Source organism: Streptomyces wuyuanensis (assembly GCF_900103455.1).
GTDB lineage: Bacteria > Actinomycetota > Actinomycetes > Streptomycetales > Streptomycetaceae > Streptomyces > Streptomyces wuyuanensis.
Map to the genome: position 1 here is coordinate 223,957 of NZ_FNHI01000010.1, position 20,910 is coordinate 244,866.

Annotated in this window: 18 protein-coding genes; 9 read left to right on the forward strand and 9 right to left on the reverse strand. The window is 68.1% G+C overall.

The genetic code is table 11. The features are described from left to right. Positions 1–68: 68 nt before the first annotated feature. Together trxB and trxA are read left to right on the forward strand one after the other, a co-directional pair. Entirely contained in the window at positions 69–1,031 is a 963-nt protein-coding gene (trxB, locus tag BLT82_RS16955; RefSeq protein ID WP_093655605.1) for a thioredoxin-disulfide reductase, read from the forward strand. A gap of 46 nt (positions 1,032–1,077) precedes the next feature. Beyond that, positions 1,078–1,419: a thioredoxin gene (gene trxA / locus BLT82_RS16960; protein WP_093655607.1), complete on the forward strand. Its 342-nt coding sequence runs from the start codon at positions 1,078–1,080 to the stop codon at positions 1,417–1,419. An 88-nt stretch (positions 1,420–1,507) separates the two neighbouring features. On the opposite strand, the gene BLT82_RS16965 is transcribed toward trxA, so the two are convergent. The 9 genes from BLT82_RS16965 to rpmH form a co-directional block, all read right to left on the reverse strand. Continuing rightward, positions 1,508–2,125, reverse strand: coding sequence for a GNAT family N-acetyltransferase (locus BLT82_RS16965; RefSeq protein ID WP_093655609.1), 618 nt, complete (start codon positions 2,123–2,125; stop codon positions 1,508–1,510). A gap of 302 nt (positions 2,126–2,427) precedes the next feature. After that, positions 2,428–3,510, reverse strand: a complete 1,083-nt coding sequence (locus tag BLT82_RS16970; protein WP_208867930.1) for a ParB/RepB/Spo0J family partition protein — start codon at positions 3,508–3,510, stop codon at positions 2,428–2,430. Next, the gene (locus BLT82_RS16975; RefSeq protein ID WP_093655714.1) at positions 3,507–4,583 is read right to left on the reverse strand and encodes a ParA family protein; all 1,077 of its coding nucleotides are present in this window, start codon (positions 4,581–4,583) and stop codon (positions 3,507–3,509) included. Before BLT82_RS16975 ends, BLT82_RS16970 begins: the two co-directional genes overlap by 4 nt. Positions 4,584–4,844: 261 nt before the next feature. Continuing rightward, a complete protein-coding gene (rsmG, locus tag BLT82_RS16980) occupies positions 4,845–5,561 on the reverse strand; it encodes a 16S rRNA (guanine(527)-N(7))-methyltransferase RsmG (RefSeq protein ID WP_093655611.1) in 717 nt (238 codons plus the stop codon). Between the two features lie 106 nt (positions 5,562–5,667). Then, a complete protein-coding gene (locus BLT82_RS16985; protein WP_093655613.1) occupies positions 5,668–6,180 on the reverse strand; it encodes a Jag family protein in 513 nt (170 codons plus the stop codon). Between the two features lie 14 nt (positions 6,181–6,194). After that, positions 6,195–7,436, reverse strand: a complete 1,242-nt coding sequence (yidC, locus tag BLT82_RS16990) for a membrane protein insertase YidC (RefSeq protein ID WP_093655615.1) — start codon at positions 7,434–7,436, stop codon at positions 6,195–6,197. Between the two features lie 3 nt (positions 7,437–7,439). Further along, on the reverse strand, positions 7,440–7,766 hold the full coding sequence (gene yidD, locus BLT82_RS16995; protein WP_093655617.1) for a membrane protein insertion efficiency factor YidD: 327 nt from the start codon (positions 7,764–7,766) through the stop codon (positions 7,440–7,442). Beyond that, positions 7,763–8,134, reverse strand: a complete 372-nt coding sequence (gene rnpA, locus BLT82_RS17000; RefSeq protein WP_093655619.1) for a ribonuclease P protein component — start codon at positions 8,132–8,134, stop codon at positions 7,763–7,765. The genes yidD and rnpA overlap by 4 nt, the downstream gene beginning before the upstream one ends. A gap of 19 nt (positions 8,135–8,153) precedes the next feature. Continuing rightward, on the reverse strand, positions 8,154–8,291 hold the full coding sequence (gene rpmH / locus BLT82_RS17005) for a 50S ribosomal protein L34 (protein WP_018846094.1): 138 nt from the start codon (positions 8,289–8,291) through the stop codon (positions 8,154–8,156). Between the two features lie 383 nt (positions 8,292–8,674). On the opposite strand from rpmH, the gene dnaA reads away from it, so the two are divergent. The 7 genes from dnaA to gyrA all read left to right on the forward strand — a co-directional run bounded on the left by dnaA (position 8,675) and on the right by gyrA (position 20,907). Continuing rightward, positions 8,675–10,474: a chromosomal replication initiator protein DnaA gene (gene dnaA, locus BLT82_RS17015; RefSeq protein WP_093655621.1), complete on the forward strand. Its 1,800-nt coding sequence runs from the start codon at positions 8,675–8,677 to the stop codon at positions 10,472–10,474. A gap of 1,053 nt (positions 10,475–11,527) precedes the next feature. Next, on the forward strand, positions 11,528–12,658 hold the full coding sequence (gene dnaN, locus BLT82_RS17025; RefSeq protein WP_093655623.1) for a DNA polymerase III subunit beta: 1,131 nt from the start codon (positions 11,528–11,530) through the stop codon (positions 12,656–12,658). A gap of 142 nt (positions 12,659–12,800) precedes the next feature. Then, positions 12,801–13,679 carry a phosphogluconate dehydrogenase (NAD(+)-dependent, decarboxylating) gene (gnd, locus tag BLT82_RS17030; RefSeq protein WP_093655625.1) on the forward strand — a complete coding sequence of 293 codons (879 nt, stop codon included), beginning with the start codon at positions 12,801–12,803 and terminating at the stop codon, positions 13,677–13,679. A gap of 62 nt (positions 13,680–13,741) precedes the next feature. After that, on the forward strand, positions 13,742–14,866 hold the full coding sequence (gene recF / locus BLT82_RS17035) for a DNA replication/repair protein RecF (protein WP_093655627.1): 1,125 nt from the start codon (positions 13,742–13,744) through the stop codon (positions 14,864–14,866). Continuing rightward, a complete protein-coding gene (locus BLT82_RS17040; protein WP_208867931.1) occupies positions 14,863–15,447 on the forward strand; it encodes a DciA family protein in 585 nt (194 codons plus the stop codon). Before recF ends, BLT82_RS17040 begins: the two co-directional genes overlap by 4 nt. Before the next feature lie 682 nt (positions 15,448–16,129). Beyond that, positions 16,130–18,205 carry a DNA topoisomerase (ATP-hydrolyzing) subunit B gene (gyrB, locus tag BLT82_RS17045; protein WP_093655629.1) on the forward strand — a complete coding sequence of 692 codons (2,076 nt, stop codon included), beginning with the start codon at positions 16,130–16,132 and terminating at the stop codon, positions 18,203–18,205. 41 nt (positions 18,206–18,246) lie between these two features. Next, the gene (gyrA, locus tag BLT82_RS17050; protein ID WP_093655631.1) at positions 18,247–20,907 is read left to right on the forward strand and encodes a DNA gyrase subunit A; all 2,661 of its coding nucleotides are present in this window, start codon (positions 18,247–18,249) and stop codon (positions 20,905–20,907) included. The last annotated feature ends 3 nt before the right edge of the window (positions 20,908–20,910 follow it).

Consider the following 20,910-nt stretch of genomic DNA (forward strand, 5'->3'; position numbering starts at 1 on the left):
GTGGGGTGAGAGTCGTTGACCGGCCCCCAGTAGGCAGTAGGCAGTCTGCAGAGACGAGGAAGAAACCCGTGAGCGACGTCCGTAACGTGATCATCATCGGCTCCGGGCCGGCCGGCTACACGGCCGCGCTGTACACCGCGCGTGCGTCGCTGAACCCGCTGGTGTTCGAGGGCGCTGTTACTGCGGGTGGCGCGCTGATGAACACCACCGATGTGGAGAACTTCCCCGGCTTCCGCGACGGCATCATGGGCCCGGATCTCATGGACAACATGCGGGCGCAGGCGGAGCGCTTCGGCGCCGAGCTGGTCCCGGACGATGTCGTCGCCGTCGATCTGACCGGAGAGATCAAGACCGTCACGGACACCGCGGGCACAGTGCACCGAGCCAAGGCCGTCATCATCACCACCGGCTCCCAGCACCGCAAGCTCGGGCTGCCGAACGAGGACACCCTCTCCGGACGCGGTGTCTCGTGGTGCGCCACCTGTGACGGCTTCTTCTTCAAGGACCAGGACATCGCGGTCGTCGGCGGCGGCGACACCGCCATGGAAGAGGCCACCTTCCTCTCCCGCTTCGCCAGGTCCGTCACCATCGTCCACCGTCGCGACAGCCTCCGCGCCTCCAAGGCCATGCAGGAGCGTGCCTTCGCCGACCCGAAGATCAAGTTCGCCTGGGACAGCGAAGTCGCCGCGGTCCACGGCGACCAGAAGCTCACGGGCCTGACCCTGCGCAACACCAAGACCTCGGAGACCAGCGAGCTTCCCGTCACCGGGCTGTTCATCGCCGTGGGCCATGACCCGCGCACCGAGCTCTTCAAGGGTCAGCTGGAACTCGACGAGGAGGGCTATCTGCAGGTGGACGCCCCGTCGACGCGGACGAACCTCACCGGCGTCTTCGGTGCCGGTGACGTGGTGGACCACACCTACCGGCAGGCCATCACCGCTGCGGGCACTGGCTGCTCCGCCGCCCTGGATGCCGAACGCTTCCTCGCTGCCCTTGCGGACGAGGAGAAGTCCGCAGCAGCGACCGTCTGACCCTCATCTCGACCTACACCCCACCCTGCAAGTTAAGGAGTCCGCCGTGGCCCTCAAGACCGTGACCGATGCGACCTTCGAAGAAGAAGTCCTCAAGAGCGACAAGCCGGTGCTCGTCGACTTCTGGGCGGAGTGGTGCGGGCCGTGCCGCCAGATCGCCCCTTCGCTGGAGGCCATCGCTGCCGAGCACGGCGAGAAGCTTGAGGTCGTCAAGCTCAACATCGACGAGAACCCGGCCACGGCCGCCAAGTACGGCGTCATGTCCATCCCGACGCTGAACGTCTACCAGAACGGCGAGGTCGCCCAGACGATCGTCGGCGCCAAGCCGAAGGCCATGCTCGTCCGCGAACTCGACGCCTTCATCGGCGACGAGGTCACCAAGGCCTGACGCCCTTCGTTTCACGTGAAACACGAATGGGCCAACCCTGAGGGGTTGGCCCTTTCGGCGTCTCTGGGCCCACCGCTGTTCAGAACCCTCACAGCGGCCGGAGCGCGGGTTCCTTCTGCACCGCGCCCAGGAGCCGGTCGAGAGCCAGCTCCACGTCTTCCTTCCAGGAGAGCGTCGTACGGAGCTCCAGCCTCAGCCGGGGATGGGTGGGATGCGGGCGGACCGTCTTGAAGCCCACCGCCAGGAGATGATCGGCCGGCAACACACAGGCCGGCTCGGTCCAGCGCGCGTCCCCGAATGCCTCGATCGCCTTGAAGCCGCGACGGAGCAAGTCCTTGGCGACGGTCTGCACCATCACTCGCCCCAGTCCCTGCCCCTGGTACCCGGGAGTGATCCAGGCAGTCATCAGTTGCACGGCATCGGGGGAGACCGGACTCGTGGGGAAGGCGGTCGAGCGGGGCACATACGCAGGCGGGGCGTAAAGCACAAAGCCGACTGGAACGTCGTCGACATAGACGACACGGCCGCACGATCCCCACTCGAGCAGGACGGCCGAGATCCAGGCCTCCTTCTCGAGCTCGGGTGTGCCTGCTTTTACTGCTGCTTCTCCGCTGACTGGATCAAGCTCCCAGAAGACACAGGCTCGGCAGCGCTTGGGGAGGTCTGAAAGGTTGTCCAGCGTGAGCGGTACGAGCCGACGGCCCATGAAGGCTGTTCCTCACTTCCTTCGACTGCCGCGCCAAGAGCAGCGGACAGCGCGCTCCGCTCCCGGAGCAGGCTGCCGATGAATCCGCCGACCGCGCCAATGCCCAGTCCGGCTGTCAGTAGGTGGCCGCGGCTCACCGATCGCATGGCTCGCCTTCCTCTGAGATGGGTCAAGGTGGATGCGCCATACCAGAACGCATCGTATCCACCCAGCGGGGACACGCCTACTGTGAGACGGCAAAGGGCGGATCGTGTCCGACGGCAACCGGACACGATCCGCCCCTGAACGACTGACGCGCGGCCTCAGGCCTCCTCGTCCTCCGCCTCCTCGGAGAGCCCCTTCTCCATGACGCGTCCCTCACCCGGGGCGAGCGTGCCGAGGATACGGTCGAGATCCTCTATCGAAGCGAACTCGACGACGATCTTGCCCTTCTTCTGGCCGAGGTCGACCTTCACCCGGGTCTCGAAGCGATCAGAGAGACGGGAGGCAAGATCCGTAAGCGCGGGGGACAGCCGTGCCCCGGCTCGGGGCCCCTTGGACTTCGGCGCGCTCGTCGGACGCGACCCCATGAGAGTCACGATCTCCTCCACTGCTCGCACCGAGAGTCCCTCGGCCACGATCCGATGAGCCAGCCTGTCCTGCTCCTCCGAGTCCTCCACCGAGAGCAGAGCCCTGGCGTGCCCGGCCGACAGAACACCTGCCGCAACCCGACGCTGTACGGGAGGCGAGAGACGCAGGAGGCGCAGAGTGTTGGAGACCTGAGGACGCGAGCGTCCGATCCGGTCGGCCAACTGGTCATGGGTGCAGTTGAAGTCCTTGAGCAACTGATCGTAGGCGGCAGCCTCTTCCAGCGGGTTCAGCTGAGCCCGGTGCAGATTCTCGAGCAGGGCGTCCAGCAGGAGCTTCTCGTCGTCGGTGGCCCGCACGATCGCCGGGATGCGCTCAAGGCCCGCCTCTCGGCAGGCCCGCCAGCGGCGCTCCCCCATGATGAGCTCGTACCGGTCCGGCCCCAACTGCCGCACCACGACGGGCTGAAGAAGGCCCACTTCCTTGATGGAGGTGACCAGCTCCGCGAGCGCGTCCCCATCGAACACCTCACGCGGCTGCCTGGGGTTCGGAGTGATGGAGTCCAGCAGCACTTCTGCGAAGTGTGCACCGGCCGGCGCCACCGGCTCGGAAAGAGTCTCCGGCTCGGGCTCGGCCACGCGCTGTTCGGGCGTAAGAGGGCCGGACGGAAGCGTGGTGACCTTGGCCGCGGCAACGCCGCGTTCGGTCGTCAGGACCGGGGAGCCGGATGCCGCATCGGAAGGCCCCGGCTTCTCCTGCGGAGCTGCGGGGATCAGTGCACCGAGCCCACGCCCCAGACCTCTACGTCGCTCGCTCACTGGATCCCCTCCGACACACTCTGCTGGCTGTTCTGGCTGAGCGCATGAGCGGGATGGGCCTCATAGTGGATCCCCACGCCGCGCAGCGCGATCTCACGGGCAGCCTCAAGATACGACAGCGAGCCACTGGAACCCGGGTCGTAGGTGAGGACGGTCTGCCCATAGCTGGGCGCCTCGGAGATACGGACGGACCGCGGAATGCTCGTCCGCAGCACCTCATCACCGAAGTGACTCCGCACCTCCTCGGCGACCTGGGAGGCGAGCCTGGTGCGGCCGTCGTACATGGTGAGCAGAATCGTCGAGACATGGAGTGTGGGGTTGAGGTGCCCCCGTACCAGGTCGACGTTCCTCAGGAGCTGACCCAGCCCTTCCAGCGCGTAGTACTCGCACTGGATCGGGATCAGCACCTCGGCACCCGCCACGAGCGCGTTGACGGTCAGCAGACCGAGCGACGGCGGACAGTCGATCAGGATGTAGTCCAGCGGCTGCTCGTACGCGTGAATGGCTCGCTGCAGCCTGCTCTCCCGGGCCACGAGGGACACCAGCTCGATCTCCGCACCAGCGAGATCGATGGTGGCCGGGGCGCAGAAGAGTCCTTCGACGTCCGGGACCGGCTGGACCACATCGGAGAGCGGCTTACTCTCCACGAGGACGTCGTAGATCGAGGGCACTTCGGCGTGATGGTCGATACCCAGAGCGGTGGAAGCGTTGCCCTGTGGGTCGAGGTCGATCACAAGGACACGCGCACCGTGCAGCGCCAGCGAGGCAGCAAGGTTGACGGTTGTCGTCGTCTTACCCACCCCGCCCTTCTGGTTGGCGACGACCATGACGCGCGTCTGCTCAGGTCGGGGAAGACCCTCGCCGGCACGGCCCAGAGCCTCCACCGCCAGTTGGGCAGCACGACCAATGGGGGTGTCGTCCATCGGCGGCGGTGTTTCACGTGAAACATCCTCCCCCGCCGACTCGGTACGGGGACCAGGGACCGGATCGGTCATCGGTCCCGCGATGTTGGCGTCGGACCGCAAGGATTCACTCTCCTCGACTTCAGGCTCGCAATGAACAGAGCCTGCCATGGTTTCGGGGTCCCGAACCAGCGAGGCCGGTGGTTCTGTGGAGAATTCCACCTCTGTGGACAAGTCCGTGACCCTCGCGAGCGGCTTGCGGTCGCGCGGAGCGGCGGCCGCGCGGCCACGGCTGATGATTCCCTGCAGCAGTGAGCGACGTTTCACGTGAAACACGATGCACACGCCGCGGGGTCACATCGTTACGACACTCCGAAACGTGCACGTACCGGGGACGCCGCGCCTGAATCGGACGGCAGGTGGCGGAACAGCTTATCGCCGTCGGCGGACGCGGCCGGCGCGCGCGGCCTTGGCCCTCTTCGCAGCGAACCGCACGCCGCCGGGGCTCTCCCCGACCTCCACACGGACCACCGTGGACAAGGGATCGACGACTCCCTCTCCGACGTGGAGCACGGAGGTCTCCACCACGCCCAGCTTGCTCAGGGCCGCCCGGGCCCCGTCCAGCTCCTCCTGCGCTGTGTCGCCCTTGAGCGCCAGCATCTCCCCGTAGGGCCGCAGCAGCGGTACGCCCCAGCCGGCCAGCCGGTCCAGGGGTGCCACGGCCCGCGCGGTGACCACATGCACGGGAGGAAGCTTGCCCAGCACTTCCTCGGCCCGGCCGCGCACCACCGTCACATGGTCCAGGCCCAACAGCTCCACGACTTCCTGAAGGAAGTTCGTACGGCGCAGCAACGGCTCCAGGAGCGTGATCTTGAGATCGGGCCGGACGAGAGCCAGCGGGATACCCGGAAGCCCCGCGCCCGATCCCACGTCGCACACCGTAACCCCCTCGGGGACGACCTCGGAGAGTACTGCGCAGTTCAGCAGGTGCCGCTCCCACAGCCGCGGCACCTCACGAGGGCCGATCAGGCCGCGCTTGACTCCTGCATCCGCAAGCAGCTCCGCGTACCTGACGGCCTCGGGGAAGAACTCACCGAATACCGTCCGGGCCTCTTCTGGCGCCTGGGGAAGCTCTGCTGCCTCCGTCACCGGAACCGTCCTTCCGTACCGCACTGCGCTGTGGTGGCTGAATTATCAGGCTGACAAAATTCGGCCCCGCCTGCGAACAGACGGGGCCGACAGAACGCTCTGCAGGTCAGGCAGGGAGGACGACGACGAAGCGCTGCGGCTCCTCGCCTTCGGACTCGCTGCGCAGACCGGCCGCCGCGACCGCGTCGTGAACGACCTTCCGCTCGAACGGGGTCATCGGCTTCATCTTCACGGGCTCGCCCGTGTTCTTGACCTCGGCCGCAGCCTTGGCGCCGAGCTCCGCGAGCTCGGCACGCTTGTTGGCGCGGTAGCCCGCGATGTCCAGCATCAGGCGGCTGCGGTCCCCGGTCTCCCGGTGCACGGCGAGCCGGGTCAGCTCCTGAAGCGCCTCCAGCACCTCGCCGTCGCGGCCCACGAGCTTCTGCAGGTCACGGCCGCCCGTGTCACTGATGATCGATACCGAGGCCCGGTCCGCCTCGACGTCCATGTCGATGTCACCGTCGAGATCGGCGATGTCGAGCAGGCCCTCGAGGTAGTCAGCGGCGATCTCCCCCTCCTGCTCCAGGCGGGTCAGGGTGTCGCCGCCCTCGGCGGCCTCGGAGGTGGTGCCTTCCGTCACGGATGGACTCCTTCTTACTTCTTGGACGACGGGTGCTTGGGCCGCTGCGAGCCCTTGCGCTGTCCGGACTTGGCTTGGCGAGGGGTGCCAGGGGCGGTCTTGCCCGCCGGCTTCGGCTTGGCGTCCTGCGGCTGGTCCTGCTTCTCCAGCGAAGGCTTGGCCTCGCCGGTCTGCTGGGTACCGCCCGACTGGCGCTGGGCCTTGCTCTGGCGCTTGGGCTGCTGGCGCCGGGCAGCGGAACCGCCATCGGCATCCGCCATGACCGTGTCGCTCTTGATCACGGTGCCGTCCGCCTGAGCAGCGAAGCCCGCCTTGGCCAGACCTGCGATGAACTTGCGCTCGTTGTCGTTGCGGTCCGACCCCTTGGCAACGATGGCCTGGACGACCGAACGCCTGCGGCGCCCACGGACCTCACCGTGAGAGCTGACGCTCTTCAGCAGACGCTGCAGGTAGTTGTCCTGAGCCTTCGAGCCGGGCGTCGGGTTCTGGTTGATCACGTACATCTGCTGGCCCATGGTCCACACGTTGGTGGTCAGCCAGTAGACGAGGACACCGACCGGGAAGTTGATGCCGGTGACGGCGAAGATCAGCGGGAAGATGTACATCAGCATCTTCTGCTGCTGCATGTACGGCGTCTTGACCGTGAGGTCCACGTTCTTCTGCATCAGCTGGCGCTGTGTGTAGAACTGCGACGCGGACATCAGGACGATCATGATCGCGGTGACCACCCGGACGTCCGTGAGCGAGGCGTTGAGCGCCGCGACCTTCTCCTCGGAGTCCATGAACTTCGCGGCGATCGGGGCACCGAAGATATGGGCCTCACGCGCGCTGTTCACCAGTTCCTGGTTGAGGACTCCGATGGTGTCGCCCGAGGCGATCTTGCTCAGCACGTGGTACAGGGCGAAGAAGAACGGCGACTGCGCGAGGATGGGCAGGCACGAGGACAACGGGTTGGTACCCGTGTCCTTGTACAGCTTCATCATCTCTTCGGACTGACGCTGTCGGTCGTTCTTGTAGCGCTCCTGGATCGCCTTCATCTTGGGCTGGAGCGCCTGCATGTTCCGCATCGACTTGATCTGCTTGACGAAAAGCGGGATCAGGCAGATACGGATGACCACCACGAGGGACACGATGGACAGTCCCCATGCCCAGCCCGTGTCCGGGCCGAAGAGCGCCCCGTACAAACTGTGGAACTGGACGATGATCCAGGAGACGGGTGTGGTGATAAAGCTGAAGAGACTGGCAATCGTGTCCACTAATCAGGCTCCTTGAGCATTGGGCGAGGTCTCTGCGGCCGGGCTGGTCTCAGGGGGTTGCCCGCCCTTGCCGCCACGCAGGTTGTCGCGCAGCAGCTCGTGCCAACGAGGTCGTTTACGGGGAGGGACATGGTCCACACCGCCGGGCGACCACGGATTGCACCGCAGAATGCGCCAGGCGGTCAGCGCCGTGCCTTTCACCGCGCCATGCCGGTCAATGGCGGTATAGCCGTAGTGGGAACACGACGGGTAGTACCGGCAGACGGGACCCAGCAGCGGGCTGATCGTCCACTGGTACAGCTTGATCAGAGCCAGCAGCGGGTACTTCATCGCGTGCCCCCTCCCAGCAGCCGCTGGAGAGCGGCGTCCAGGTCTCGGGCCAGGTGTGCATGATCGGCGTCACCCGCTCCGGGCAGCGCCCGTACGACCACCAGGCTACCGGGGGGGAGCTCGGACAGTCGTTCGCGTATCAGGTGGCGCAGTCTCCGCTTCACCTGATTCCGTACGACCGCGCCACCTACTGCCTTGCTCACGACGAAACCCGCACGTGCCGGGGGAGCGCTCTCCCCAGGCGCGTGCGGGTCCGTTGCACCGCTGCGTAGATGGACGACGAGAAGCGGGCGTCCGGCCCGGCGTCCCCGGCGTACCGCGATCGCGAAGTCCTCGCGCCGCCTCAGCCGATTCTCGGTAGGCAGCACGTCACGACCTGTACTGCGATCAGGCGGACAGGTTGGCGCGACCCTTGCTGCGGCGGTTCGCCAGGATGGCGCGGCCGGCACGGGTACGCATGCGCAGGCGGAAACCGTGGGTCTTCGCGCGACGACGGTTGTTCGGCTGGAAGGTGCGCTTGCTCACTCGGGGGCTCCAGTAATGATTCGTGTGGTGGCGGGGCATCGCCTGGCTGTCACCGTGCGCCCACGAGTAGCTCGCAATACGCCCGAGTGCACCGCTTCACAATCACCGATCGTGATCTACTGATCGTGATCTTTGCCCATCGGAGGCAGGCGGCAGCAGCCATCGACAACTCGACCTGGTTACGGTACGCGCGGCTACGCCATCCGGTCAAACCAGGGTCACTGCAGCACCGACTGTACACAGGCTGTGGACAACAACTTGAACCGCACGGGTCGCCCTGACTACCGTGACTGGACTCGAATTCCTTTCCTACCCGCCTGCCGGGCCTGACCGACCCGTCCCGAGAACCACACATTCGTGGGACCTGTGAGAGAGCGTGCCTTGTGGCTGACGTACCTGCCGATCTTGCCGCAGTGTGGCCACGAGTGCTGGAACAGCTTCTCGGAGAAGGCCAGCAGGGCATCGAGCCCAAGGACAAGCAGTGGATCGAGCGGTGCCAGCCGCTCGCGCTGGTGGCCGACACCGCTCTCCTCGCCGTCCCCAACGAATGGGGCAAGCGCGTGCTCGAGGGCCGGCTGGCGCCACTGATCAGCGACACCCTCAGCCGCGAGTGCGGCCGCCCGATCCGGATCGCGATCACCGTCGACGACTCAGCGGCCGAGCCGGTCGCCCCGCCGGCGCCGCCCGTGCAGCAGCCTCCCCGCTACCAGGGCCCGCAGCACGACGAGCCGCGCCACGGCGACACCTACGACGGATACGGCCATCGGCCTGGGGACGACGACGGGCTGCCGAGCGTCCGCCCGGCCTATCCCGAGTACCAGCAGCAGCGCCCGGGGCCCGGCGCCTGGCCGCGCACCCAGGAGGATCTTTCCTGGCAGCAGCCGCGACTGGGCGGCTTCCAGGAGCGCGACCCCTACGCCACGGCCCGCCATCAGCAGCCGCAGCACGACTACCGCTCGCCCATGCCCGACCGCGGGCAGTACGACCACCAGCGCCCCGACCGGCACGAACTCCCCGAGCCCGGGACCCCTCGGCACGGCGGCCCGGGGGCCGGGCCCGTCGGAACAGCGGTTCCGGGTCCGCCCGGTGGCGGCGGCGCCCCCGGGCCCCTCGGCGCGCAGCCCGCGCCGGCCCCGGGCCCCGGTGAGCCGCACGCCCGGCTGAACCCGAAGTACCTCTTCGACACCTTCGTCATCGGCGCGTCCAACCGGTTCGCGCACGCGGCCGCCGTCGCGGTGGCCGAGGCGCCGGCGAAGGCGTACAACCCCCTCTTCATCTACGGGGAGTCGGGACTCGGCAAGACCCATCTGCTGCATGCGATCGGGCACTACGCGCGCAGTCTCTATCCCGGCACCCGGGTGCGGTACGTGAGCTCCGAGGAGTTCACCAACGAGTTCATCAACTCGATCCGCGACGGCAAGGGCGACACCTTCCGCAAGCGCTACCGCGACGTGGACATCCTGCTGGTCGACGACATCCAGTTCCTCGCGAGCAAGGAGTCGACGCAGGAGGAGTTCTTCCACACCTTCAACACCCTGCACAACGCAAACAAGCAGATCGTGCTCTCCTCCGACCGGCCGCCCAAGCAGCTGATGACCCTGGAGGACCGGCTGCGGAACCGCTTCGAGTGGGGCCTCACCACCGACGTGCAGCCGCCGGAGCTGGAGACGCGCATCGCGATCCTCCGCAAGAAGGCGGTGCAGGAACAGCTCAACGCCCCGCCGGAGGTGCTGGAGTTCATCGCCTCCCGGATCTCGCGGAACATCCGCGAGCTGGAGGGCGCGCTGATCCGGGTCACGGCCTTCGCGAGCCTCAACCGGCAGCCGGTGGACCTCGGACTCACCGAGATCGTCCTGAAGGACCTCATCCCGGGCGGCGAGGACTCCGCCCCGGAGATCACCGCCGGCGCGATCATGGCGGCGACCGCCGACTACTTCGGGCTGACCGTGGAGGACCTCTGCGGATCCTCCCGCAGCCGCGTCCTCGTGACCGCGCGTCAGATCGCCATGTACCTGTGCCGGGAGCTCACGGACCTGTCGCTGCCGAAGATCGGTGCGCAGTTCGGTGGCCGGGACCACACGACGGTGATGCACGCGGACCGCAAGATCCGAGCGCTGATGGCCGAGCGGCGCTCCATCTACAACCAGGTCACCGAGCTCACGAACCGCATCAAGAACGGCTGAGCGCGGTCGGGGCCCGTATGCCCCGGCCGCAGCCCCTCGGCGACTGACGAGTGGGTGCCGACGGCCGTGGGCGCGACGGCGTCTGCGGAACCCCGTCCGCCGCGGACTCGGCTGTCCGTACGAGCGGCCGTCGCCGTGGACGCCGCTCCCGATGCGCGAACGATCGGCCGTGCACTGCCCCGAAGGGCGCTCCGAGATCCTTCCCGGGGCGCCCTTCGCCGTGTCCGGCTCTGTCTCCCGCCGCCCGACGCCGTCCCGCAGCCGCCCCACCGCCCCTCGGGCGCCGTCGCGCTGTTCGAATAGATGTCGCGTCGAGGCCGTTCTCCACAGAAGTGGGAAGGATCTTCCGTCCACAGCCTGGGGACCTGTGAGTTGTCCAGAGAGCGTCCACAGGAGCGCCGGCCTCGACTTGATCATGGCTGGTCAGGAGGGTGTGGATTTGTGTCCAACCGTGCTCCACAGACTGTGGACACACGGGCCGTCCACAGGGCGCGATTCGCGTTGTCCCCACCCGGCCCACAGGAGAGCCTGCGTTGCCCACAGCTTCTCCACACGGCTGTCCACTGTTCGGCAACAAAACGCCCGGGCTCACTAGAGCGAGTGAAAGGCGTCACACCAAGGTGCTGGGTTGGGCTGTGGGGAACGGGGGTAAAGCTGGGGACGGCACTGGGGAGAAGTCCCCGCGACCTGTGCATCGGGTGTGCAGAACTTTCCGGCGTCCACAGCACGGCCTGGTTGTCCACTGGTTCCGCCCACAGGGTCCGTGGACAAAAATCGGCTTCTGACCTGCACGGATGGCGTTATCCACGGTTTCCACAGGCCCTACTACTACTCCCACTCAGAGATACCGGGGAATTCGCTTCGAAGAGGGGCCTGTGCACAACTCGCCGCGGGACTCCCGGCTGCCGCTTGTCTCGACTTGACCCCGAGCCGCACCGAGTGTCGGCGCGGTGCGTCAGACTGGTCTCCGGCATCGGGCCCCACCACCGGTCGGGGTGCCGTGTGCCGACGAAGGCCGGCAGGGCGAGCGAGCAACAGCAGGAGGCGGTTCCGGTGAAGATCCGGGTGGAACGCGATGTACTCGCGGAGGCGGTGGCGTGGGTGGCACGGAGCCTCCCGGCACGTCCGCCGGCGCCCGTTCTCGCGGGCCTTCTTCTGAAGGCGGAGGACGGCGCCCTCAGCTTCTCCAGCTTCGACTACGAGGTCTCCGCGAAGGTCTCGGTCGAGGCCGAGATCGAGGAGGACGGGACGGTCCTCGTGTCCGGCCGCCTGCTCGCCGACATCTGCCGCGCCCTCCCCAACCGCCCGGTGGAGATTTCCACAGACGGTGTACGGGCGACCGTGGTCTGCGGATCCTCCCGCTTCACGCTCCACACCCTCCCTGTGGAGGAGTACCCCGCGCTGCCGCAGATGCCCACCGCGACCGGCACCGTCCCCGGCGAGGTCTTCGCCTCCGCCGCCGCCCAGGTCGCCATCGCCGCCGGCCGCGACGACACGCTGCCCGTGCTCACCGGTGTGCGGATCGAGATCGAGGGCGACACCGTCACCCTGGCCTCCACCGACCGCTACCGCTTCGCGGTCCGCGAGTTCCTGTGGAAGCCCGAGTCCCCAAACGCCTCCGCGGTCGCCCTCGTCCCCGCCAAGACCCTGCTCGACACCGCCAAGGCCCTGACCAGCGGTGACACGGTCACGCTGGCGCTGTCCGGCTCGGGTGCCGGTGAGGGCCTGATCGGTTTCGAGGGCGCAGGCCGGCGCACGACCACGCGTCTGCTCGAGGGCGACCTGCCGAAGTACCGGACGCTCTTCCCTACCGAGTTCAACTCGGTGGCCGTGATCGAGACCGCACCGTTCGTCGAGGCCGTCAAGCGCGTCGCCCTCGTCGCCGAGCGGAACACTCCGGTCCGGCTCAGCTTCGAGCAGGGCGTGCTGATCCTGGAGGCGGGTTCCAGCGACGACGCACAGGCTGTGGAGCGCGTGGACGCCCAGCTGGAGGGCGACGACATCTCGATCGCCTTCAACCCGACGTTCCTGCTGGACGGGCTCAGCGCCATCGACTCCCCGGTCGCGCAGCTCTCCTTCACCACCTCCACCAAGCCGGCGCTGCTCAGCGGCAAGCCGGCCGTGGACGCGGAGGCGGACGAGGCGTACAAGTACCTGATCATGCCGGTGCGCCTCAGCGGCTGAGTCCCGTTCCGGTGGGCGGTCGTACCTCTTCGGCCCTTGTCCGGCCTGTACTTATGAGCGCCTGACCCCACAGGTGTGTGCCCGTGTCCCGGCGTAGGCTCGGACGCGGGTACGAAACACCACACCGTAAGGATTCTTTCTGATGGAGCTCGGTCTCGTCGGCCTCGGCAAGATGGGCGGCAACATGCGCGAGCGCATCCGCCGCGCAGGCCACACCGTCATCGGTTACGACCGCAACCCGGACCTCTCCGATGTCCCCAGCCTCGAGGCGCTTGTGGACAGGCTCGAGGGCCCGCGGGTGGTGTGGGTGATGGTCCCTGCCGGCGCGGCGACCCAGGCCACGATCGACGAGCTGGCCGGGCTGCTGTCGCCCGGCGACGTGGTCGTCGACGGCGGCAACTCCCGCTGGACGGATGACGAGAAGCACGCCGTCGAGCTGGGTATCAAGGGCATCGGCTTCGTCGACTGCGGTGTGTCGGGCGGCGTCTGGGGTCTGGAGAACGGCTACGCGCTGATGTACGGCGGCTCGGAGGAGAACGTCGCCAAGGTGCAGCCGGTGTTCGACGCGCTCAAGCCCGAGGGCGAGTACGGCGCGGTGCACGCGGGCAAGGTCGGCGCCGGCCACTTCGCGAAGATGGTCCACAACGGCATCGAGTACGCCATGATGCAGGCCTACGCCGAGGGCTGGGAGCTGCTGGAGAAGGTCGACTCCGTCACCGATGTGCGCGAGGTCTTCCGCTCCTGGCAGGAGGGCACGGTCATCCGTTCCTGGCTGCTCGACCTCGCCGTCAACGCGCTGGACGACGACGAGCACCTGGAGAAGATCCGAGGTTATGCACAGGACTCCGGCGAGGGCCGGTGGACTGTGGAAGCCGCGATCGACAACGCGGTGCCGCTGCCGGCGATCACCGCGTCCCTGTTCGCGCGGTTCGCGTCCCGTCAGGACGACTCCCCGCAGATGAAGATGATCGCGGCCCTGCGGAACCAGTTCGGCGGGCACGCGGTGGAGAACAACCAGTAATCCACAGACTGTGGCAAACGGTCTGAGCACCAAGCGATAGGCCGGGGGAGGTCGGCGTCCATATGCATGTCACGCATCTGTCGCTGGCCGACTTCCGCTCGTACGCCCGGGTCGAGGTCCCGCTCGAGCCGGGCGTCACCGCTTTCGTGGGGGCCAACGGTCAGGGCAAGACCAATCTGGTGGAGGCCGTCGGCTATCTCGCGACGCTCGGCAGCCACCGGGTCGCCTCGGACGCGCCGCTCGTGCGGATGGGCGCCGAGCGGGCCGTGATCCGGGCTGCGGTCACCCAGGGGGAGCGGTCCCAGCTGATCGAGCTGGAACTCAACCCGGGGAAGGCGAACCGGGCACGCATCAACAGGTCCTCGCAGGTCAAGCCCAGGGACGTGCTGGGGATCGTCAGGACCGTGCTGTTCGCGCCGGAGGACCTTGCCCTGGTGAAGGGCGATCCCGGCGAACGCCGGCGCTTCCTCGACGAACTGATCACGGCGCGTTCGCCGCGGATGGCCGGGGTCCGGTCGGACTACGAGCGGGTGCTCAAGCAGCGCAACACCCTGCTGAAGTCCGCCGCCATGGCGCGCCGGCACGGCGGCCGCTCCATGGACCTGTCGACGCTGGACGTCTGGGACCAGCACCTGGCCCGCGCCGGCGCGGAGCTGCTGGCACGGCGGCTGGATCTGATCGCCACCCTGCAGCCGCTGACCGACAAGGCGTACGAGCAGCTGGCGCCGGGGGGCGGGCCGGTCACCCTGGAGTACCGGGGGTCGGCCGGCGGCGGCGCGGCGCAGACGCGCGAAGAGCTGTACGAGCAGCTCATGGACGCGCTGGGCGAGGCGCGCAAGCAGGAGATCGAGCGCGGGGTCACGCTCGTCGGGCCGCACCGGGACGAACTGCTGCTCAAACTCGGCGAGATGCCGGCGAAGGGCTATGCCAGCCATGGCGAGTCCTGGTCCTACGCGCTCGCGCTGCGGTTGGCGTCGTACGACCTGCTGCGTGCCGAGGGGAACGAGCCGGTCCTGGTGCTCGACGACGTGTTCGCCGAGCTCGACGCCCGGCGGCGGGAGCGGCTGGCGGAGCTGGTCGCCCCCGGCGAGCAGGTGCTGGTGACGGCCGCGGTCGACGACGACGTTCCGGGGGTGCTGGCAGGGGCGCGGTACCGGGTCGCGGACGGGGCGGTGGAGCACGTATGAGCGAGAACCGGATTCCACCGGTGTCCGGGACGGGCCCGCTGTCCCCGTCGGTTCCGTCGCCGGACAAGGCGCCCGAGCCGTCCGGCGTCGATCTTGCGCGGGTGGCGCTGCGGGCGGCGAAGGAGCAGGCGCGGGCCCGGGGCGCGGCCGCCCAGGAGAAGCGCCAGGCCAGGCGGGGCGGCGGGTTGCGGTCCGGGGCACGGGCGGACGGCCGGGACCCCCTGCCGCTCGGCGCGGCGATCAACCGCCTGATCACGGAGCGGGGATGGGAGACGCCGGCGGCGGTGGGCGGCGTGATGGGCCGCTGGCCGCAGATCGTTGGCGAGGACCTGGCGAAGCACTGCGTTCCCCTGCGGTACGACGAGGATCCGGACGAGCGTGTGCTCACCGTCCAGTGCGACTCGACGGCGTGGGCGACCCAGCTGCGACTCCTCGCGCCACGGCTCGTGGCCCGGCTCAACGAGGACCTCGGCCAGGGGACGGTCCGCATGATCAAGGTTCTGGGCCCCGGCGGGCCGGCCCGCCGTTTCGGTCCCCTGCGCGCGCCCGGCAGCACGGGCCCCGGCGACACCTACGGCTGACGCCCCGAGTACCGCCGGGACCTCCCCGGTCCCGCGAGGGAACCCGGCCGAGCGCGATCCCGGGACGCCATCGCCTGAGTGGTCCGCATCACACGTACGAGTTTTCCGGGGGGTGCCGCACTCCGTCCGGTCGGCCGCGCACGGTCCCGGGCGCGGTCCCCAGCCTGTGGACAAAGGTCCGTCGCCGACGCGTGCCCGGGCGCGGAGGCCCGTTCCGCCGCGACCCGGGCGGGCCCGGGCGGGCCCGCGTGAGGTCGCGGCCTGCCCGCCCGCTCTCTCCCCGAACCGGCCGCCACGCCCCCGAGCCTCCCGAGGACGATCATCGCCGCAGGTCAGAGGCCGTCTCAAGGATCCCGGCGTCCCTCTGCCCCGCGGGCCCTCGGCGCCCGCCCACGTGCTCCGGCCGGCGGTGGGACTCGTGGGACCGATGGGGTGTCCCTCACCGTAGCCGGAGGTTGACAGGCCGAAGCGCTCAAAGCCCGTGTGAGCCTCTTGGGGGCCCTTCCCGAATATGGGGAGTCGGCAGCCGCCCGTTGAGGGCGGCACATGCGGACTCAGGCACCGGCAAACCCCCATTCGTGTCGGCGGTACCGGTAGACTGGTAGAGAATCCCGCCACTGCGCGGGACACGTCGATTACAGCCGAACGACGCAGCCGGTCCCGCTTCCCCGGAGAACGGTTTGTGCTGTGCCAGAAAGGGCGCTTCGTGGCCGATTCCGGCAACCCCAACGAGAACATTCCTTCCACTGCTGCCGGCGAGGCCGGCGAGGGCCTGGGGCCCTCGTCGTACGACGCCAGCGCGATCACCGTCCTCGAGGGTTTGGACGCGGTCCGCAAGCGCCCCGGCATGTACATCGGGTCGACCGGTGAGCGTGGCCTCCATCACCTCGTCCAGGAGGTCGTCGACAACTCCGTCGACGAGGCCCTGGCCGGGCACGCGGACACGATCGACGTGACGATCCTCGCCGACGGCGGTGTCCGGGTCGTGGACAACGGCCGTGGCATCCCCGTCGACATCCACCCCGTGGAGAAGAAGCCGGCCGTCGAGGTCGTCCTCACGGTCCTGCACGCGGGCGGCAAGTTCGGAGGCGGCGGCTACGCCGTGTCCGGCGGTCTGCACGGCGTCGGCGTGAGCGTCGTGAACGCGCTCTCCACCAAGGTCTCGGTGGAGATCAAGCGCGACGGCCACCGCTGGACGCAGGACTACAAGATGGGCGTGCCCACCGCCCCGCTGGCGAAGCACGAGCCGGTGGAGGACTCCGGCACCACGGTCACCTTCTGGGCCGACCCGGACATCTTCGAGACGACGGAGTACTCCTTCGAGACGCTCTCGCGCCGCTTCCAGGAGATGGCCTTCCTCAACAAGGGCCTGACCCTGACGCTGACGGACGAGCGCGAGTCCGCGAAGGCGACCGTCGGCGCGGACGACCCGGACGCGGAGGCGGCGGCCGAGCCCCAGGCGCGCACGGTGAAGTACCACTACGAGGGCGGCATCGTCGACTTCGTGACGTACCTCAACTCGCGCAAGGGCGAGCTGATCCACCCCACGGTCATCGACATCGAGGCCGAGGACAAGGAGCGGCTGCTCTCCGTCGAGGTCGCGATGCAGTGGAACTCGCAGTACAGCGAGGGTGTGTACTCCTTCGCGAACACGATCCACACGCACGAGGGCGGTACCCACGAGGAGGGCTTCCGCGCCGCGCTCACGGGTCTGGTCAACCGCTATGCGCGGGACAGGAAGCTGCTGCGCGAGAAGGACGACAACCTCACCGGTGAGGACATCCGCGAGGGTCTGACCGCGATCATCTCGGTCAAGCTGGGCGAGCCCCAGTTCGAGGGCCAGACCAAGACCAAGCTGGGCAACACGGAGGCGAAGACCTTCGTCCAGAAGGTGGTCAACGAGCACCTGACCGACTGGTTCGACCGCAACCCCAACGAGGCCGCGGACATCGTCCGCAAGGGCATCCAGGCCGCCACGGCCCGTGTCGCCGCCCGCAAGGCCCGTGACCTGACGCGTCGCAAGGGGCTGCTGGAGAGCGCCTCGCTGCCGGGCAAGCTGTCCGACTGCCAGTCGAACGACCCCACCAAGTGCGAGATCTTCATCGTCGAGGGTGACTCCGCCGGCGGCTCGGCCAAGTCCGGCCGCAACCCGATGTACCAGGCGATCCTGCCGATCCGAGGCAAGATCCTGAACGTCGAGAAGGCGCGGGTCGACAAGATCCTCCAGAACACCGAGGTCCAGGCGCTGATCTCGGCCTTCGGCACCGGTATCCACGAAGACTTCGACATCGAGAAGCTTCGGTATCACAAGATCATCCTGATGGCGGACGCCGACGTCGACGGCCAGCACATCAACACCCTGCTGCTGACCTTCCTCTTCCGCTTCATGCGGCCGCTGGTCGAGGCGGGCCACGTGTTCCTGTCCCGTCCGCCGCTCTACAAGATCAAGTGGGGCCGCGACGACTTCGAGTACGCGTACTCGGACCGTGAGCGCGACGCCCTCGTCGAGCTCGGCAAGCAGCAGGGCAAGCGGATCAAGGAAGACTCGATCCAGCGCTTCAAGGGTCTCGGTGAGATGAACGCCGAGGAACTGCGCGTCACCACGATGGACATCGAGCACCGAGTCCTCGGTCAGGTCACCCTGGACGACGCCGCGCAGGCGGACGACCTGTTCTCGGTGCTGATGGGCGAGGACGTCGAGGCACGGCGCTCCTTCATCCAGCGCAACGCCAAGGACGTCCGCTTCCTCGACATCTGAGTCGGTCTCAGCTGACCGCTCGAAAGGACTGAAGACCAGCAATGGCCGACGAGACCCCTGTCCCCAACGGCGACACCCCCGCTCCCGTCACCACCGGAACCGAAGAGGAAGGCCAGCAGCTGCGGATCGAGCCCGTGGGGCTCGAGACGGAGATGCAGCGCTCCTACCTCGACTACGCGATGTCCGTCATCGTGTCGCGTGCGCTGCCCGACGTGCGGGACGGCCTCAAGCCCGTCCACCGCCGTGTGCTGTACGCGATGTACGACGGCGGCTACCGGCCCGAGAAGGGCTTCTACAAGTGCGCCCGCGTCGTCGGTGACGTCATGGGTACGTACCACCCGCACGGCGACTCCTCGATCTACGACGCGCTGGTCCGTCTCGCGCAGCCGTGGTCGATGCGGATGCCGCTGGTGGACTCGAACGGAAACTTCGGCTCCCCGGGCAACGACCCGGCGGCGGCCATGCGGTACACCGAGTGCAAGATGGCGCCGCTGTCCATGGAGATGCTCCGGGACATCGACGAGGAGACCGTCGACTTCCAGGACAACTACGACGGCCGCAACCAGGAGCCGACGGTCCTGCCGTCCCGCTTCCCGAACCTGCTGGTCAACGGCAGCGCCGGTATCGCCGTCGGTATGGCCACCAACATCCCGCCGCACAATCTGCGCGAGGTCGCGGCCGGTGCCCAGTGGGCGCTGGAGCACCCGGAGGCCACCCACGAGGAACTGCTCGACGCGCTGATCGAGCGGATCAAGGGCCCGGACTTCCCGACCGGTGCCCTGGTCGTCGGTCGCAAGGGCATCGAGGAGGCGTACCGCACCGGCCGCGGCTCCATCACGATGCGCGCGGTCGTCGAGGTCGAGGAGATCCAGAACCGCCAGTGCCTGGTGGTCACGGAGCTTCCGTACCAGACCAACCCGGACAACCTCGCGCAGAAGATCGCCGACCTGGTGAAGGACGGCAAGATCGGCGGCATCGCCGACGTCCGTGACGAGACCTCGTCCCGCACGGGTCAGCGCCTGGTCATCGTGCTGAAGCGAGACGCCGTCGCGAAGGTCGTCCTCAACAACCTGTACAAGCACACCGACCTGCAGACGAACTTCGGCGCCAACATGCTGGCCCTGGTCGACGGGGTGCCGCGCACGCTGTCACTGGACGCGTTCATCCGCCACTGGGTGACGCACCAGATCGAGGTCATCGTCCGCCGGACGAAGTTCCGGCTGCGCAAGGCCGAGGAGCGCGCCCACATCCTGCGCGGTCTGCTCAAGGCGCTCGACGCGATCGACGAGGTCATCGCGCTGATCCGGCGCAGTGACACGGTCGAGGTCGCGCGCGGGGGCCTGATGGGCCTGCTGGAGATCGACGAGATCCAGGCCAACGCGATCCTCGAGATGCAGCTGCGACGGCTGGCCGCCCTGGAGCGCCAGAAGATCGTGCAGGAGCACGACGAGCTGCAGGCGAAGATCAACGAGTACAACCAGATCCTCGCCTCTCCGGAGAAGCAGCGCGGCATCGTCAGTGAGGAGCTGGCCGCCCTCGTCGAGAAGTTCGGCGACGACCGGCGCTCCAAGCTCGTGCCCTTCGACGGCGACATGTCCATCGAGGACCTGATCGCCGAGGAGGACATCGTCGTCACGATCACCCGCGGCGGCTATGTGAAGCGCACCAAGACCGACGACTACCGCTCGCAGAAGCGCGGCGGAAAGGGCGTGCGGGGCACGAAGCTGAAGGAAGACGACATCGTCGACCACTTCTTCGTCTCCACCACGCACCACTGGCTGCTGTTCTTCACCAACAAGGGCCGGGTCTACCGGGCCAAGGCGTACGAGCTGCCGGACGCCGGCCGTGACGCCCGGGGGCAGCACGTCGCCAACCTGCTGGCCTTCCAGCCGGACGAGCAGATCGCCGAGATCCTCGCGATCCGCGACTACGAGGCCGCGCCCTACCTGGTCCTCGCCACCAAGGCGGGCCTGGTGAAGAAGACCTCGCTGAAGGACTACGACTCCCCGCGCTCCGGCGGTGTCATCGCGATCAACCTCCGCGAGGCCGAGGACGGCAGCGACGACGAGCTGATCGGAGCCGAGCTGGTGTCGGCCGAGGACGACCTGCTGCTGATCAGCAGGAAGGCCCAGTCGATCCGGTTCACCGCGACGGACGAAGCGCTGCGCCCGATGGGCCGTGCCACTTCGGGTGTGAAGGGCATGAGTTTCCGTGAGGGCGACGAACTCCTCTCGATGAATGTGGTGCGGCCCGGTACCTTCGTGTTCACTGCCACGGACGGCGGGTACGCCAAGCGGACCGCCGTCGACGAGTACCGCGTCCAGGGCCGCGGCGGCCTCGGTATCAAGGCCGCCAAGATCGTGGAGGATCGTGGTTCTCTCGTGGGCGCGCTGGTGGTCGAGGAGACCGACGAGATCCTCGCCATCACGCTGTCCGGTGGTGTGATTCGTACGCGAGTCAATGAAGTCAGGGAGACGGGCCGTGACACCATGGGCGTCCAACTGATCAATCTCGGCAAGCGGGATGCCGTCGTGGGCATCGCGCGCAACGCCGAGGCCGGTCGCGAGGCCGAGGAGGTCGACGGGACCGCGGACGCCGAAGAGGGCGCCGAGGCCGGGACCCCCGAGGCTGCCGTGGCCGCTGAGGCCGCAGAGAACGGCCAGGGTGCGGAGCCCTCGGCCGGAGAGCACGACGAGGAGTAGAGC